This window comes from Arthrobacter sp. 05L44 (assembly GCF_056397605.1).
Map to the genome: position 1 here is coordinate 368969 of NZ_JBFTNS010000001.1, position 16444 is coordinate 385412.

General features: G+C 65.8%; 13 protein-coding genes. 3 read left to right on the plus strand and 10 right to left on the minus strand.

Annotation, left to right across the window (positions count from 1 at the left end):
• Nucleotides 1-108: 108 nt before the first annotated feature.
• A complete protein-coding gene (locus AC1DHY_RS01680) occupies nt 109-363 on the plus strand; it encodes a putative acetyltransferase (protein WP_476878408.1) in 255 nt (84 codons plus the stop codon).
• A gap of 313 nt (nt 364-676) precedes the next feature.
• Here AC1DHY_RS01680 and AC1DHY_RS01685 read toward each other — a convergent pair whose 3' ends face one another.
• From AC1DHY_RS01685 to typA, 3 genes are all read right to left on the minus strand, one after another.
• Complete coding sequence (locus AC1DHY_RS01685; RefSeq protein ID WP_476880379.1) at nt 677-1486, minus strand: hypothetical protein; 810 nt, start codon at nt 1484-1486, stop codon at nt 677-679.
• A gap of 388 nt (nt 1487-1874) precedes the next feature.
• Nucleotides 1875-2252, minus strand: a complete 378-nt coding sequence (locus AC1DHY_RS01690; RefSeq protein WP_476880378.1) for a hypothetical protein — start codon at nt 2250-2252, stop codon at nt 1875-1877.
• Between the two features lie 27 nt (nt 2253-2279).
• On the minus strand, nt 2280-4208 hold the full coding sequence (typA, locus tag AC1DHY_RS01695) for a translational GTPase TypA (RefSeq protein WP_476880377.1): 1929 nt from the start codon (nt 4206-4208) through the stop codon (nt 2280-2282).
• A 271-nt stretch (nt 4209-4479) separates the two neighbouring features.
• Here typA and AC1DHY_RS01700 point away from each other — a divergent pair, with 271 nt between their 5' ends.
• Nucleotides 4480-5316, plus strand: a complete 837-nt coding sequence (locus AC1DHY_RS01700; protein WP_476880376.1) for an SGNH/GDSL hydrolase family protein — start codon at nt 4480-4482, stop codon at nt 5314-5316.
• On the opposite strand, the gene AC1DHY_RS01705 is transcribed toward AC1DHY_RS01700, so the two are convergent.
• From AC1DHY_RS01705 to AC1DHY_RS01725, 5 genes are all read right to left on the minus strand, one after another.
• Nucleotides 5313-7106: an ABC transporter ATP-binding protein gene (locus AC1DHY_RS01705; protein WP_476903069.1), complete on the minus strand. Its 1794-nt coding sequence runs from the start codon at nt 7104-7106 to the stop codon at nt 5313-5315. The genes AC1DHY_RS01700 and AC1DHY_RS01705 overlap by 4 nt on opposite strands.
• A gap of 11 nt (nt 7107-7117) precedes the next feature.
• A complete protein-coding gene (locus AC1DHY_RS01710; RefSeq protein ID WP_476903070.1) occupies nt 7118-8110 on the minus strand; it encodes an ABC transporter permease in 993 nt (330 codons plus the stop codon).
• A complete protein-coding gene (locus AC1DHY_RS01715; protein WP_476880373.1) occupies nt 8100-9029 on the minus strand; it encodes an ABC transporter permease in 930 nt (309 codons plus the stop codon). The genes AC1DHY_RS01710 and AC1DHY_RS01715 overlap by 11 nt, the downstream gene beginning before the upstream one ends.
• Before the next feature lie 214 nt (nt 9030-9243).
• Nucleotides 9244-10884 carry a peptide ABC transporter substrate-binding protein gene (locus tag AC1DHY_RS01720; RefSeq protein ID WP_476880372.1) on the minus strand — a complete coding sequence of 547 codons (1641 nt, stop codon included), beginning with the start codon at nt 10882-10884 and terminating at the stop codon, nt 9244-9246.
• A 277-nt stretch (nt 10885-11161) separates the two neighbouring features.
• Nucleotides 11162-12988 carry an ABC transporter ATP-binding protein gene (locus AC1DHY_RS01725; protein ID WP_476903071.1) on the minus strand — a complete coding sequence of 609 codons (1827 nt, stop codon included), beginning with the start codon at nt 12986-12988 and terminating at the stop codon, nt 11162-11164.
• Between the two features lie 79 nt (nt 12989-13067).
• Here AC1DHY_RS01725 and AC1DHY_RS01730 point away from each other — a divergent pair, with 79 nt between their 5' ends.
• Nucleotides 13068-13703 (plus strand): PH domain-containing protein, encoded by a 636-nt coding sequence (locus AC1DHY_RS01730; protein WP_476880623.1) that lies wholly within the window; start codon nt 13068-13070, stop codon nt 13701-13703.
• 57 nt (nt 13704-13760) lie between these two features.
• Here AC1DHY_RS01730 and AC1DHY_RS01735 read toward each other — a convergent pair whose 3' ends face one another.
• Together AC1DHY_RS01735 and AC1DHY_RS01740 are read right to left on the minus strand one after the other, a co-directional pair.
• On the minus strand, nt 13761-14867 hold the full coding sequence (locus AC1DHY_RS01735) for an ABC transporter permease (RefSeq protein WP_476903072.1): 1107 nt from the start codon (nt 14865-14867) through the stop codon (nt 13761-13763).
• Nucleotides 14864-16405: an ABC transporter permease gene (locus tag AC1DHY_RS01740; RefSeq protein ID WP_476903073.1), complete on the minus strand. Its 1542-nt coding sequence runs from the start codon at nt 16403-16405 to the stop codon at nt 14864-14866. The genes AC1DHY_RS01735 and AC1DHY_RS01740 overlap by 4 nt, the downstream gene beginning before the upstream one ends.
• Nucleotides 16406-16444: the final 39 nt, after the last annotated feature.

Genomic DNA, 16444 nt, shown 5'->3' on the forward strand with positions numbered 1-16444 from the left:
GCTCCCGGCCTGAGCGCCGGGCTGCTGACTTCTGAGCCTATTATCTCCCAGCCTGATCCCGCGAACCTAGCCGGGCGTCACAGAGCCGGTGCGTCCTACTATGAACGGGTGAGTTCACCGATCCCTCCGCCGCAGCAGTTCCTCTCCGACGCGCCCCTGGGCACCCGTGTGGTGGTGCGCTACCGGATCGAGGGCGGCCTCACGGACGCCCTCGGCGACCTCGTGGACCGGACCGGCGACGGCTGCACCGTCCGCACCCGCCGCGCCGACGTCGTCATTCCCCTTTCGCTGGTGGTGGCGGCCAAGGAGGTCCCCCCGGCCCCGCAACCGCGCCCGCGCCCCACTGGACATGCCCATCCCTGACCCCCACCGATGGACATGCCCGTCCCTGGCCCACCCCGCGGGACATGCCCAACCTTCGCGCCACCCACGACGGGACATGCCCATTTTTCGCCCACCCCGCCGGGCATGCCCATCCCCGGGCGCTACGGATGGACATATAGGCATCATGTCCAACCGCGGTGCGTCAGGACGGACATGCCCATTTTTCAGAACCGTTTCTGACGAGCATGCTCATTCTTCAGAGCTCAGGCGGGATTGGTCGTTTGCCGAAGCGTCTCAGACGGACATGCTCATTGGTCGCGGCCCGGACTGATCCGTAGCTGGGGCCGCCGGTTCAGGCTGCCACGCTGAGCCGGTTCAACGCGTCCCGGACCATGGCGATGAATTCTTCCGGGCGGTATTTGAGCAAGGGGTAGGTGACCACCAGGGTGGGGACCCCGAGCCGGGTGGTGACGTTCCATCGGCGTCGATCTTCCTCGAAACTCCGCCGGTCCATGTGGAAGCCCGCGCCGTCGGTCTCTATGCCCAGGCGGCCGTCAACCATGAGGTCCAGGTGGCCCATCCCCCGGATGTTCACCTGCGACTCAACGTGGAAGCCAGCCCGGCGAAGAGTGAATCGGGCCAGGCACTCAATGACTGACTGGGACTGCGGGACAATGGCCGCGGCGATGGCGCGCTCCCGGGCGTCGTTCCGGCCGGCCAAACGTAGCCGAAGCGATGACAATGGCAGTCCCTTGATGGCGACCGCCGATTCCGCAATCACGAGCCCGTCCAGTTCAGGCAGGCAGCGCAGGCTTTGAACCACCGTATCGAGCAGGGTGGGCGGCGCCACGGCGCGGTGGCAGACAAAACCCGGGTAGCTGCGGCTGTGGGTCAGGCCGACGTGGGGTTGTTGGGGCATATCCAGCACCCATAGGCCGCCGAAATGGGCCGCACTGACGCAGGCCGGTTCGGCGGGCAGGGAGCGGATGGAGACCAGCACCGGATCCGCGTCCGGCAGTGCATAGACGCCACGGGCCACCCGGGTGACTGCCCCGTCGGCCAGCGCTGTCCGAAGCTGGAAGCCCGAAACGCCCGCCGCCGCGAGGTGCTTGGCGCGGGCGACGCCGTCGAACGTGGACATGACTTCATTGATTTTCACCATGCGCCCATGGTTACGACCAGGTCTGGCCTAGGACAGCCCCGTAAGGCGCTATGTGCACAAACCCGGGTCCGGTCCCAGCGCCCGGAAATGGACATGTCCGTCGGCGGCGCCGGACATGTCCAACGCCCTCCCTGACCAATGGACATAGTGCATATATGTCCACCCTTTGAGCCGACCAATGAGCATGTCCGTCCGGGGTGCTCGGCAGGAGCGGGCATGCTCGATTCCTGGCACGAAAAATGGGCATGTCCGTCCAGGGGACCAGAAGCGGCGCATGTCCATCCGGGCGGGGGGCGAGGGGCGGGCATGCCCAAATCCGGGCACAAAAAATGGACATGCTCATCCGGGTGCACGAAGGATGGGCATGTCCGTCGGAGGGGAAGCCGCCCTACCTCCGCGCCCGGGCGTAGCGGCGGCACCAGATGAGCATGCCCACTGTTACCACGCCAATGCCGAAGATCCACAGGTTTCCGGGCAGGTCGCCGATGATCAGCCGCTTGCCCGCCTCCAGGGTGGCCCACCAGCCGGCCAAGGCGTAGCATCCTGCCCCGCAGACAGCGGCCGGAACGACCGAACGGAAGGCCGCTCCGAGCCACAGCTCCACCGACGCCAGCAGCACCAGCGCGGCGAGCACACCCCAGGGCAGTTCAACCCCGGCGAGGGACAGGCTCTGGCGGTGCAGTACGGTCCCGGCCAGGGCAGCAAACAGAGCTGCCGGCAGGGCGGCGGCAATACCGCCTGCCCTGCCGGCAGCTCTCTTAGTCACGTCTCAGCCGAGGCCCGGAGACCGGGATCAGACCTTAGCGCGGGCGCGGTTGGCCTTGGCACGCTCGTTGGTGTCCAGGATGACCTTACGGATGCGGATGGCGTCCGGGGTGACCTCCACGCACTCGTCCTCGCGGGCGAATTCGAGGGACTCTTCGAGGGTCAGGTCGCGCGGCGGCGTCAGGTTCTCGAAGGTGTCGGAGGAAGCGGCACGCATGTTGGTGAGCTTCTTTTCCTTGGTGATGTTCACGTCCATGTCGTCGGCGCGGGAGTTCTCGCCGACGATCATGCCCTCGTACACCTCGGAGGTGGGCTTGACGAAGAAGGAGCCACGTTCCTGCAGGTTGATCATCGCGAACGGCGTCACAACACCGGCGCGGTCGGCGATCATCGAACCGTTGGTACGGTACTCGATCGGGCCGGCCCATGGCTCGTAGCCCTCGGAGATCGAAGCGGCAATGCCGGCGCCGCGGGTGTCCGTGAGGAACCGGGTGCGGAAGCCGATCAGGCCACGGGCCGGAACGATGAATTCCATGCGGCACCAGCCGGTGCCGTGGTTGGCCATGTTGGTCATGCGGCCCTTGCGGGCTGCCATGAGCTGGGTGACCGCGCCGAGGTACTCTTCCGGCACGTCGATGGTCATGTGCTCCATCGGCTCGTGGACCTTGCCGTCGACCACCTTGGTGACAACCTGCGGCTTGCCCACGGTCAGCTCGAAGCCTTCGCGGCGCATCTGCTCAACGAGGATGGCCAGCGCGAGCTCGCCACGGCCCTGGACTTCCCAAGCGTCGGGACGCTCGGTGGGAAGAACCTTGATCGAGACGTTACCGATCAGTTCCTTGTCGAGGCGGTCCTTGACCTGGCGGGCGGTGACCTTCGCGCCCTTGACCTTGCCGGCCAGCGGCGAGGTGTTGATACCAATGGTCATGGAGATCGCGGGATCGTCCACGGTGATCAGCGGCAGCGGCTGCGGGTTCTCGGCGTCGGTCAGGGTCTCACCGATGGTGATTTCCTCGATACCGGCGACGGCGACAATCTCGCCCGGGCCGGCGGACTCGGCCGGGACGCGGTCCAGGGCCTTGGTGGCCAGCAGCTCGGTGATCTTGACGTTCTTCAGCTCACCGTTGGCACGCGCCCAGGCCACGGTCTGGCCCTTGCGCAGGGTGCCGTTGTAGATGCGCAGGAGCGCCAGACGGCCCAGGAACGGGGAGGCGTCCAGGTTGGTGACGTGCGCCTGGAGGACACCCTCGGGGTTGTACGTCGGGGCCGGGATGTGCTCGACGATGGTCTTGAAGAGCGGCTCCAGGTCCTCGTTTTCCGGGGCGGTGCCGTCGGCGGGCTGCTCGAGGGAGGCGCGGCCAACCTTGGCGGCGGCGTAGACAACCGGAACCTCGAGGATCTTGTCCAGGTCCAGGTCCGGCACTTCGTCGGCGAGGTCGGAGGCGAGGCCAAGGAGCAGGTCCATGGACTCGTGGACGACTTCCTCGATCCGGGCGTCGGGGCGGTCGGTCTTGTTGACCAGCAGGATCACCGGCAGGTGCGCGGCCAGGGCCTTGCGCAGCACGAAGCGGGTCTGGGGCAGCGGGCCCTCGGAGGCGTCCACGAGGAGGACGACGCCGTCGACCATGGACAGGCCGCGCTCGACCTCTCCGCCGAAGTCGGCGTGGCCGGGGGTGTCGATGACGTTGATGGTGATGGTCTCGCCGTTCGACGACGGGCCGTTGTAGGCAACCGTGGTGTTCTTGGCGAGGATGGTGATGCCCTTTTCGCGTTCCAGGTCACCGGAGTCCATGACGCGGTCTTCGAGGTGGTTGTGCTCGGCAAAGGAGTTGGTCTGCTTGAGCATGGCATCGACCAGGGTGGTCTTGCCGTGGTCAACGTGGGCCACGATCGCGACGTTGCGCAGGTCACTGCGCGATGCAGTGGCTACCGCAGTGTTGGTGGTGGTTTCAGACATGCGTTATTGCTCGATTCAGTGGTGAAGTCAGCTGTTGTATCGCGACATTTCCAACCGGAACGCACGACGGACAAGGCCCTTTGACACAGGGCTCCTTCATCCATTCTAGACGACCGGGCATTTATTGGCCTAAATCCCGGCAGCACCCCTCCCCCGCCCCGTTACCAAATCGTTGACCCGACGGGGGCCCACCGTGACCAATGTCACTGGTTTTCGGCCGGTACATGCCGGATCATTGCTGGAGTACCTACGACCGTGCGGGGAGTCCGACATGCGAAGTGCCCTGAGGATGACCCATGTCATGCCGCCCCTGATCGCCGCCGCCCTCTTTCTTGGCGGCTGTGCCCCGGCACTGGATTCTGCTGCTCCTACCAAGTCCGCCGACCGTGTGAAGGACGTCCCGGTCGCGGCCGTCGCCGGGCCAGGCCAGCCCGCGGCCGCCGGGACGGTCCGCAAGAAGGGCACGGTGGACCCGGCCAGCCTTCCCGCCGGTTCCCTGTACCGCAACCCGGCGAACGGCCGGCTGGAAATCATCGTGGAAGACGTTGCCCACACGGCCGTGCTCATTGGTGATTCCCAGTCGGAGCCTACTGACAGCTGGCCCCGGCAGGCCCTCGGACGGCTGGGCTACCACGTGGTGTTCGGCGGCGGCAGCGGCACCGGATTCGTCGTCGGCAACAGCACCCGCGGCAACTACATCGACGGCCTGGAAAACTGTGACTGGTACCTGCCCTACGGCGCACCGCCCCTGGTGGTCATCGAAGGCGGCGGCAACGATGCCACCCGGGGAGCATCGAATGTTGAGATCGCCGAGCATGCCGAGCGTTTGATCCAGGCCGTGGAAGACCGCTACCCCGACGCCGAAGTGGTCATGGTCGGAACGCTCGCCCGTGGCTCACAGGCCGGCGGCGGGCGCCGTACCGAGGTGGATACGCTGCTGGGTGCCGTGGCCAAGGAATACGGGCTCTCGTTTGTCAGCGTGGGCGACTGGCTCACCCGGTACGGTCTGGCGCAGTACCTGAAGGACGACCGACACCTGAACGCGCAGGGCCACGAGATCGCGGCCGGCGTGCTCACCAAGCGCTTCGAGGCCCTCGGCCTCGGCTAGCAATGCGCCCGGCCCCCGCCGGAACACACGCGAATCAGCCAACTCAACAGCGGCCAACTCAACACCAGCCACCACAGCAACAGCCAACGCAAGAGCCGGCGTCCACCCCACGGGGGGCCCCTCAGCAGCGCCTTCGTGTAATCCTGCTTCGGCGAGTCGAAGACCTCGTCGGTGGAACCGGTCTCGACCAGCTTGCCCTTCTCCATCACACACACGTGGTCGGCGATCTGCCGGACCACCGCGAGGTCATGGGTAATGAACAGGTAGGTCAGGCCCAGCCGCGACTGCAGGTCGGCGAGCAGGTTCAGCACCTGCGCCTGCACCAGCACGTCCAGGGCGGACACCGCCTCGTCGCAGATGATGACCTCGGGGTCGAGGGCCAGGGCACGGGCGATAGCCACACGCTGGCGCTGGCCGCCGGAGAGCTCGTTCGGGTAGCGCTGCATGGTGGACTGCGGCAGTGCCACCTGGTCCAGCAGGTCCCGGACCTTTTTCTCCCGGCTGGCCTTGTCCCCGATCTTGTGGGTCCGCAGCGGTTCCTCGATGGTCCGGAAGATGTTGTACATCGGGTCGAGGGAACCGTAAGGGTCCTGGAAGATCGGCTGCACCCGGCGCCGGAAGGCGAAGATCTCCTTGCTGTTCAGCGTGGAAGTGTCGACGCCGTCGAACACGATCTTGCCGGAGGTCGGCTGGAGCAGGTTCAGGACCATCTGGGCCACGGTGGACTTGCCGGAACCCGACTCCCCCACGATCGCCGTCGTCGTTCCCCGCTTGACGCTGAAGGACACGTCGTCCACAGCGGTGAAGTCGGTGGAACGGCCGAAGCCGGAGCGCAGCTTGAAGACCTTCTTGAGGTTCTCAATCTGCAGCACCTCGTCGGGCAGGGTCGAGGCAACGACGACGTCCTCGGCGGGTGCCAGCAGGTCATCGGATTCGACGCCGAGTTCCTTGGCAGCCTGGATGCGCCGTGACGCCAGCGACGGCGCCGAGGCAACCAGCCGCTGGGTGTACGGGTGCTGCGGGTTCTGCAGCAGCTCCAGCGACGGACCGGCTTCGACGACCTGGCCGCGGTACATGACCACAACCTTGTCGGCGCGCTCGGCGGCGAGGCCGAGGTCGTGGGTGATGAGCAGGACGGCCGTGCCGAGTTCGGTGGTCATCTTGTCCAGGTGATCCAGGATCTGCCGCTGGACGGTCACGTCCAGGGCCGACGTCGGCTCATCGGCAATGAGCAGGCGCGGCTGGCAGGACAGGCCGATCGCGATCAGGGCACGCTGGCGCATGCCGCCGGAGAACTCGTGCGGGTACTGGTTGGCACGGCGTGAGGCATCGGGCAGACCGGCTTCGGACAGCACCTTCGCGACGTCGTCGGGGCCGCTGGGCAGCCCGTTCGCCTTCAGCGTTTCGCGGACCTGGTAACCGATCTTCCAGACCGGGTTGAGGTTGGACATCGGGTCCTGCGGCACCATACCGATGCTGTTGCCGCGCAGTTCGATCATCCGCTTCTCCGAGGCGTGGGCGATGTCCTCGCCGTCGAAGAAGACATTGCCGGCGGCCACACGGCCGTTGCTGGGCAGCAGGCCGATGGCGGCCAGCGCCGTCGTCGACTTGCCGGAGCCGGACTCGCCGACGATGGCGACGGTTTCGCCCGGCATTACGGTGAGGTGGGCGTTGCGGACAGCGTTCACCTCGCCGTTGCTGGTGGTGAAGCTGATCGCCAGGTCCTTGATTTCAAGGAGCGGACGTCCGGCGGCCGCGCCGGCTTCGTGGAATTCGACAGAGGCGTTCATGGCGTCCCCTTTCATCGCTTGCGCGCTTTGGGATCGAGCGCATCGCGCAGGGCGTCGCCCAGCATGATGAAGCTCAGGACCGTGATGGACAGCGCGATGGCCGGCCAGAGCAGGGGCATCGGGTTGGACCGCAGGGAAGCCTGCGCTGCCTGGATGTCATTGCCCCAGGACATCACGCTCGGCGGCAGCCCGATGCCGAGGAACGACAGGGTCGATTCCGCGACGATGAAGGTACCCAGCGAGATGGTGGCGACGACGATGATCGGAGCCAGCGAGTTCGGCATAACGTGGCGCATCAGCGCACCGAACTTAGAAACGCCCAGGGAGCGGGCGGCGGTCACGAAGTCGGCATTGCGGACCTCGATCACGGCACCGCGGGTGATACGGGCGATCTGCGGCCAGCCGAAGGTCACCAGGATCAGCACCAGCGTCCAGGCCGTGCGGTTGGCACGGAAGACGGGCAGCTGCATCATCACGATGGCGCCGAGGATCAGCGGCAGGGCGAAGAAGATGTCGTTGATGCGGGCCAGGATGGAATCCACCCAGCCGCCGTAGTAACCGGCAAGCGCGCCCATGATGCCGCCGATGAGCAAGACACCCAGGGTAGTGAAGAGGCCCACGGTCACCGAGGAGCGGGTACCGAAGATCACGCGTGCGTACACGTCGCAGCCCTGCTGGGTGAAGCCCAGCGGGTGCCCGGCGGCCGGTCCGGCGTCGGAGTTGGCCAGCTGGCATGCCTCCGAGGCGGGGTCGATGCCGGAGAAGAGCGAGGGGAAAAGTGACACGGCGACGACGACGAGGATCAGGAAGGCGGAGATCAGGAAGAGCGGCTGCTTGCGCAGGTTCTTCCAGGCCTCGCCCCACAGGCTCAGCGGAGCCTGGTCTTCCTTGACCTTGTCGGTTGCCTGCAGCGGTGTCTCGGAGAAGTCGGCGACGAAGTGTTCGACGTGCCGCTTGGCCGGGGCCGCAGTGCGCTGGTCCGGGGTGATGTTCTCAGGCGTCATAGCGGATCCTTGGGTCAAGCCAGGCGTACAGCAGGTCTACAAGCAGGTTGGACACAACATAGATGAGCACCAGCACCGTCACGATGGAGACGACGGTGGGTCCCTCACCCTGCGTGACGGCCCGGTACAACCGGTTGCCGACGCCCGGGACGTTGAAGATGCCTTCGGTGACGATGGCACCGCCCATGAGGGCGCCCAGGTCAGCACCGAGGAAGGTGATGACCGGGATCAGCGAGTTGCGCAGGATGTGCACGCGGACCACGCGGAAACGCGACAGGCCCTTGGCGGTGGCGGTGCGCACGTAGTCGGCGTTCATGTTTTCGATGACGCTGGTCCTGGTCAGGCGCAGCACGTAGGCAAAGGAGCCGAGGCCGAGGACGATCGCGGGCAGGATCAGGTCCTGGACCGTGGCGGCCGAGCTGACGGTCGGTTTGGCCCAGCCGAGCTGGACGCCGATGGTGAACTGCAGCACGAAGCCGAGCACGAAGATCGGGATGCCGATGACGATCAGGGACGCGATCAGGACGGTCGCGTCGAAGAACTTGCCCTTGCGGAGGCCGGCGATCAGGCCGAAGATGATGCCGAAAACGGCTTCGAAGATCAAGGCCATAACGGCGAGGCGGGCCGTCACCGGGAAGACCTCACCCAGCACGGCGGCAATGGGGCGGCCGGAGAAGTCCTGGCCGAGGTCGAACGTGAAGATGCCCTTGAGGTAGAGCAGGTACTGGATCCAGAACGGCTGATCGAGGTGGTACTGCTGCCGGAGCTGGGCCGCGACGGCCTCGTTGACCGGCTTGTCGCCGAAGAGGGCCACGATGGGGTCGCCAGGCAGGCTGAAGACCAGGAAGTACACCAGCAGCGTGGCGCCCAGGAAGACCGGGATCAGCTGCAGGAAACGCTTGAGGATGTAAGTCGCCATTAGCGAACGACACCCCCGTCAGCAGGCATCCCGTGCAAGGATGCGGCGGAGTTGTTCATCAAAGAACCTTTTCATTATGGGTGCAGCCGGCGCCGGTACGGTCACGGCGGACCGGCTGCGGATCGCACCGGCCGTGGCGGGTGCTTAGAAATAGGGGGAAAGCAAAACAACGGCGAGGGCCCCAATCCAGGCAGCCCCCGCCGTCGTTCAGTTATTACTTGCCAGTGATGTTGTAGTACAGCGGGACGCCGTCCCAGCCGTAGTCAACGTTGGAGACCTTGTCGCTCCAGCCGCCCTGGGCAACCTGGTACCACAGGGGGATGGCCGGAAGGTCGGTCAGGAGGGTTTCCTGAGCCTTGTTCATGGCCTTGTTGCCGTCTGCAACGGAGGAAGCGGCGAGACCTTCAGAGATGGCCTTGTCGAACGCCGGGTTGGCGTAGCGTGCGTCGTTGGAGCCTGCACCGGTCTTGTAGATCGGTCCGAGGAAGTTGTACAGCGACGGGTAGTCGGCCTGCCAGCCGGCGCGGATTGCACCGGTCAGCGTGCCTGCGGTGGCGTCGTTGCGGGCTTCCTTGAAGGTTGCGTACGGCTTGCCCTCAACCTTGATGCCCAGCGTGTTCTTGAGCTGGTTCACAACAGCCTCAACCCATGCCTTGTGGCCGCCCTTGTCGGCGTTGTAGGCGATGGTGAAGGTCTTGTTCGCGTCCCACTTCTGGATGGCGTCAGCCTTGGCCCAAGCGGCCTTGGCCTTGTCGGCGTCGAACTTCAGGTTCTCGGAACCCGGGATCGAGTCGCTGTAGCCGGACAGAACCGGAGCGGTGAAGTCCTTCGCGGGCTGGCGTGCACCGCTGAAGATGACCTTGGTGATTTCGTCGCGGTTGATGGCCATGGAGATGGCCTGGCGGCGGAGCTTGCCGGCTTCACCGCTCCACTCCGGCAGGTATTCCGGAATCGCGATGGTCTGGTTGCCGGCGTACGGCTTGTTGATGGTGCGGTCGCCCAGGTCGCTCTTGAAGTTCTTCAAAGCGCTCGTGGGGATGGTCTGCAGGATGTCCAGGTTGTTGGACAGCAGGTCCTGGTACGCAGCGTCGTCGTTCTGGAAGATCTTGAACGTCACGCCGGCGTTCTTGGCCTTGCGCGGGCCGTTGTAGTCCGGGTTCGGGACGAGCTGGATCTGCACGTTGTGCTGCCAGCCGCCGTCGGCCAGCTTGTACGGGCCGTTTCCGACCGGCTTCTCGCCGAACGCCTTCGGGTCCTTCAGCGCGCCGGACGGAACCGGAACGAACGCGGTGTAGCCAAGGCGGAGCGGCCAGTCGGATTCCGGCTGCTTCAGTTCAACGGTGAAGGTCTGGTCGTCGACGACCTTCAGGCCGGACATGGTGGTGACGGTGGAGCCTTCTTTGCTGGCTTCGTCGTAGCCCTTGATGCTCTCGAAGAAGGCGCCGCTGAGCTGGGCGTTCTTCGCGGCTGCACCGAAGTTCCAGGAGTCAACGAACGTCTTGGCGGTGATGGCCTCGCCGTTCGTGAACTTCTGGTCCTTCTTGATCTTGATGGTGAAGTGCTGGCCGTCCTTGCCCTCGATGGACTCGGCGAGTTCGTTCACGGGCTTGCCGCTGGGGTCGTAGCTGACAAGACCGGCGAAGATCATGTCGATAACCTTGCCGCCGCCAACTTCGTTGGTGTCGGCGGGCATCAGCGGACGCTGGGGCTCGGAACCGTCGGCGATGATGACCTTGCTGGCGTCGCCACCGGTGCTGCCGCCGGCGGTGTTAGAACCGCCGCCGCCGCAACCGGTCAGGGCCAAAGCGGCGATAGCCACCATGCCCAGTGCTTTGGAAGTGCGCGAAAAACGCATTCCGCCTCCTAAGAGTTGTGGGAGTTCGTGCGGGAGAGACTTGTGCTTCCCGGCAGGCCCGGGCACAGAAATATCCTGTGACGTGGCCTACATATGGAAGTAGCCTAACCGCAAAAAGTCCGAATGATGGAACTCCGTTGCCAAACCGTGACTCAACAATCTCGTGACGGCTAGCGTCAATCGAAACGTATTTCAAGTCACACATTACTGGCTGGTACCATACGCCTCCGGAGGCTGCGGGTTATAACGGGTTAACCGAAAACCCCCTAAAAACCGCCTAGCTCGCGCCCGCGAGCAACTGCGCCCTCAGCTCCCTCCGTTCGCGCTGCTTCTCCGGATCCGGCAGCGGAACCGCCGCGAGGAGACGCTGCGTGTAGGGCTGCTGCGGGTTCCGGAGGATCTGGTCGCGGCTGCCCTGCTCGACAATCCGGCCGCGTTGCATCACACAGATCCTGTCGGCCAGGACGTCCACCACCGCGAGGTCGTGGGTGACGAAGAGGCAGGCAAAACCCAGTTCCTTCTGCAGGGCCTGGAACAGTTCGAGGACCTTCGCCTGGACGGAAACGTCCAGAGCCGACGTGGGCTCGTCCGCCACCATCAGCTTCGGCTTCAGCGACAGTGCCCGGGCGATGCCGACGCGCTGTTTCTGGCCGCCGGAGAGCTCGTGCGGGTAGCGGTTGCGATAGTCGCGCGGCAGCTCCACCTGGTCCAGCAGGGCCTCGATCCGCGACTGCAGGTCCGCCCCCTTGGCGACGCCGGCGAGGAACATCGGTTCGCCGATGCTTTCACCGATGGGCAGCCGCGGGTTCAGCGACGACGAGGGGTCCTGGAAGACCATGCCGACGTGCCGGCGCATCTCGTGCAACTGGCGGCCGTTCCTCTTGGCGGCGGAAATGTCCTGGCCCACCACCTTCATGGTGCCCGCGGCAACCGGCAGCAGGCCGACGGCGGCACGGCCGATGGTGGTCTTACCCGAGCCGGACTCCCCCACCAGCCCGACGACCTGGCCCGGGTAGATGGCAAGATTGGCGCCCTCGACAGCGCGGAACGCCGGCACCCGTCCCTGCTTCGGGTATTCGATAGCGACGTCGGTGAGTTCCAGGACAGGATCGCCCTGCGGTTTAGCCGTCCCGGCGGCCGCCAGCGCCGCGGCGTTCTCCCGCTCCCGCCGGAGCAGCTCCGAACGCGGCACCGCGTCGAGGTCGGCGTGCGTCGCGGCGGCCAGGGCTGCGGTGACGTCGACGTCGGGCTCGCTTTCAGCACCGCCCTGCCCCAGGTGCGGCACGGCTGCCAGGAGGGCCTGGGTGTACTCGTGCTGCGGGTTGTGGAAGATCTCCGCGGCCGTACCGGTTTCCACGATCAGTCCCCGGCGCATCACGGCGATCCGGTCGGCGAGGTCGGCCACCACACCCATGTCGTGGGTGATCAGCACAATCGCACTGTCCAGCTTGTTGCGCAGGTTGCGCATGAGGTCCAGGATTTCGGCCTGCACGGTGACATCAAGGGCCGTGGTCGGTTCGTCGGCGATAAGCAGCTTGGGGTCGCAGGAGAGCGACTGGGCGATCATGGCGCGCTGGCGCTGCCCGCCGGAGAGCTGGTGCGGGTAGGACTTGAAGGCCTTCTCCGGGTCCGGCAGTTCCACGAGTTCGAGCATCCGCAGGGCGCGTTCGCGGGCCTGGTCAGGCGAGACCTCGTTGTGCAGGCGGATGGTTTCGACGATCTGTGCACCCACGGTGTACACCGGGTTCAGGGCTGTCATGGGTTCCTGGAAAATTACCGCGACGTCCTTGCCGCGGACCGCCCGGATGTTCGCATCGTTGCCGCTGAGCAGTTCCCTGCCGCCGAGCTTCACGCTGCCGCTGACCCGGCTGTTGCTGGGAAGCAGGCCCAGCAGCGCCATGGAACTCGCGCTCTTGCCGGAGCCGGACTCCCCCACGATGGCCAGGACCTCGCCGGCCCGCACGTCGTAGTTCAGTCCGATCGCGGCGGGCACCCATTTTTTGTCCACGCCGAAGTCCACGCTGAGGTCACGGACCTCCAGGACGGTGTCGCCTTTTCCGGGCGCGGGGGCCGGGGCCGGATCCAGGGTGATGAAGTCAGTCATGTCGGGTTTTTCCTTCCACCCGAGCCGCCGGCACACCGGTGATTAGTGCTGGAACTCGGAATACTGAATTATGGGGGGCATGAGCACTGTGCCCTCTGCCGGGAACGTAGAAATTTTCAAGGCCCGCACGAACAAATGGTTCGCGTGGCTGGCCTGGACCGTGGCGCTGGTCGGCCTGGTGGTGACGGTCGCCGCTGCGGGTCCCGCCGCCTTGGCCGGGACGGCTCCGCTGCTCCTGATCGCCCTGCTGGGCTGGCAGTTCTTCTGGATGCCGGCCGTTGTGGTGGACGACGGCGGCGTGACCCTGGAGAACCCGTTCCGCACCGTACTGGTGCCGTGGGCCGCCCTGGTGCACGTCGACACCCGCTATGCGCTCACCCTCGTGACGGCGGAGAAAAGCTACGCCGCCTGGGCGGCGCCCGCCCCCGGCATCTGGGGCGGGCGTAACGCCCGCCCGGAGGACCTGGCCGGTCTGCCGGATACCAGCTACGGGCCGGGAAAGTCGGTGCGGCCCGGTGACCTCAAGTCCACCGATTCCGGCCAGGCTGCCCGCCTCGTGCGCAGCCGCTGGCGGGACCAGGTGGAAAGCGGCGCAGTGGCCGCGGCCGACACTGATTCGGACGCCATCGCCGTGACCGTCACGCCGCGCTGGGCGGCGATCGGCGTCGTCGTCGTGCTGCTGGCGGCCAGCTACTGGGCCGTGGCCGCCCAGTAGCTGGCCGCCGGAGCGGCTCCTGATTGCCCTCTCCCCCGGGGCGGGGCTGCACCGCATCTAGCGGTCCTTGGGTCCATCGAGGGCGGTGACGGGGGTAGCCTCCGGGATACGGCCGGACGCATCCTTGGCCTTCTTGGCGTTGAACTTCTTCTGCCGCGGATCGAACGCATCCCGCAGCCCGTCGCCGATGAAGTTGATGCTGAGGCAGATCAGCACAATGAACAGGCCGGGGAACCAGAAGAGCCACGGGCGGGTCGCGAAGGCCTGCTGGTTCTGTGAGATGAGCAGGCCCAGGGAGGTGTCCGGTGCCTTGACGCCGACGCCGAGGAAGCTCAGCGCTGTTTCGGTCAGGATGGCGGCTGACATGGTCAGGGTGACGTTGACGATCAGCACGCCGACGGCGTTGGGCAGGATGTGCTTGAAGATGATCCGGGCGTTGCTTGCGCCCGAGATCCGGGCGGCGTCGACGAATTCACGCTCGCGCAGGGACAGGAACTCGCCGCGCATCAGGCGGGCCAGGCTGACCCAGCTGATCAGGCCCAGGAAGATGCCCAGGGCCAGCACGCCGTTGGTGCTGGCGAAGGCGGCGAACCAACTGCCGGAGTCGCGCCGGCCAGCCATCTGCGCCATAACAGCGGCAAGCAGCAGGGCCGGGACGATGATGATTACGTCTGTCAGCCGCATCAGGATGGCTTCGGCCCAGCCGCGGAAGTAGCCAGAGACCGCGCCGACCACAACGCCGATCAAGCCGGCGATGATGCCGATGACAATCATGATGGTGATCGACTGCTGGGCGCCGCGCATGGTCATGGCGAACAGGTCGCGGCCGATCCGGTCCTGGCCGAACGGATGCTCGCCCCAAGCCAGGGGCCACAGCGACGACGTCGGGGCGCCGTCGTTGACCAGCGGTGAGACCTGTTCGTGGTTGTACTTCCACCAGCCGGGAAGGCCCAGGTAACCGACTGACGTGAACGCGACGATGAAGATGAGTGCGAACACGGCCAGGCCGATGATGGCGCCGGAGTGGCCCAGGAAGCGCTTGCGGACAATCTGCCCCTGGCTCAGGCCTTTGGCCTCGAGGACGGGTTCGATCCCGGCCGCGGGCGTCTGCGGGAGGGTGGCCTCTTCGGCCATGATTTCGTCTTGCTGGCTTGGCTGGCTCATGCTTTTACCCTTACGCGCGGATCAAGTGCGGAGTAGGCGAGGTCCGCGATGAGGTTGAAGACCATGGCCGTGATGGCCACGCACACGAAGACACCCATCACGGGGTTGGGGTCGACGTGCGAGATGCCGTCCAGGAACAGGAAACCCATGCCCCGGACGGAGAAGACCGACTCGGTGATGACGGCACCGCCGATCAGCCCGCCGATGTCGAAGGCCACGATGGTGGCGATCGGGATCAGTGCGTTCCGGAAGGCGTGGCGCATGACCACGGTGCGCTCCGTCAGGCCCTTGGCCCTGGCGGTGCGGATGTAGTCCATGTTCATGATCTCCAGCATGGAGGCTCGGGTGAATCGGGTGTAGCTGGCTAGGGAGATCAGGATCAGGGCCAGAGTCGGCAGGATCAGGTGCGTGAAGGAGTCCAGGCCCAGGACCCAGAAGTCGCCCTCGATGTTCGGGGTGGTTGCCCCGATGGTGGCGATGGGGCGGCCGCGGACACGGCTGTTGTTGAAGTACGTGGGCCATGCCTGCATAAAGCGGTCCAGCAGGATCAGGAAGCCCACCAGGAACGAGGTGATCGCGGCCGCACGCATTGACTGCCCGCGGTCGTAGCCGCCGACCAGGTATCCGATGCCGAGGCCGACGCCGACAGCCGCGATGGCCAGCAGCACGATCATCAGGAACGTCGCCTGGTCCAGCAGTGGCTGGACCACGAAATACAGGACCACCCCGACGGCGGCGGCGATCAGTGCCGACTGCAGGGCCTTCCGGTTTTTCAGGCCGGCAGTAAGCAGGGTGACGGCGAAGGCGAGGCCGACGCCGGCGATCGCTATCATCACCGGGCCGAGGCCCGGGGTCTTGAACCATTCGGTGGCGGAAAAGTAGACCAGGACGGCGGTAACGAAGAGGAAGACCACTCCGCCGCTGATGACCCTGCGTTTGAGTTCACCGCCGACGGCCACCGCCGTCACGAGCCCGAGGACCAGGCCGATGCCGACGGCCGTCACGATCGGAATCTCGGGATTGCGCAGGAAGTTGTTGAAGCCGATGGCGCCGAATTCCTTGAGCAGGACGGCCACCCAGAAGATGGGGAGGGAGAAGAAGAGGAACGCCATGAACGTGACGCCGTAGTCCAGCGCGCTGTACTGGCGCAGGGCGGTGATGATTCCCAGCGTGATGCCGATCAGGATGGCCAGCACGGTGGCTCCGGTAATCAGCGTCAGGGTTTGGATCAGGGCGTGGCCCAGGGCGTCGGTCACCGGCTGCCCGACGATGTTTTTGCCAAGGTCGCAGGAATTGGCGAACGGGACGAGGCATTGGGCGGCCCCGCCGAGCCACTTGAAGTAGCGCAGCGGCGCGGGGAGGTCCAGCTGCAAGAGTTCGGTGCGGGCGTCCATCAGCTGCTGCTTGTTGGCTGCGCTGATGGCGCGGTACTCCTCGAGGGGGTCACCTGACGCCGCTGTCAGGATGTACACCAGGAAGGATGCGCCGAGAAGAATGAGGGCGGCAGTCATGAGCCGCCGGACTATGTAGGTCACCATGGGGAATAGAACCTCGGTATTCGGGCCCAGGGATCGCCC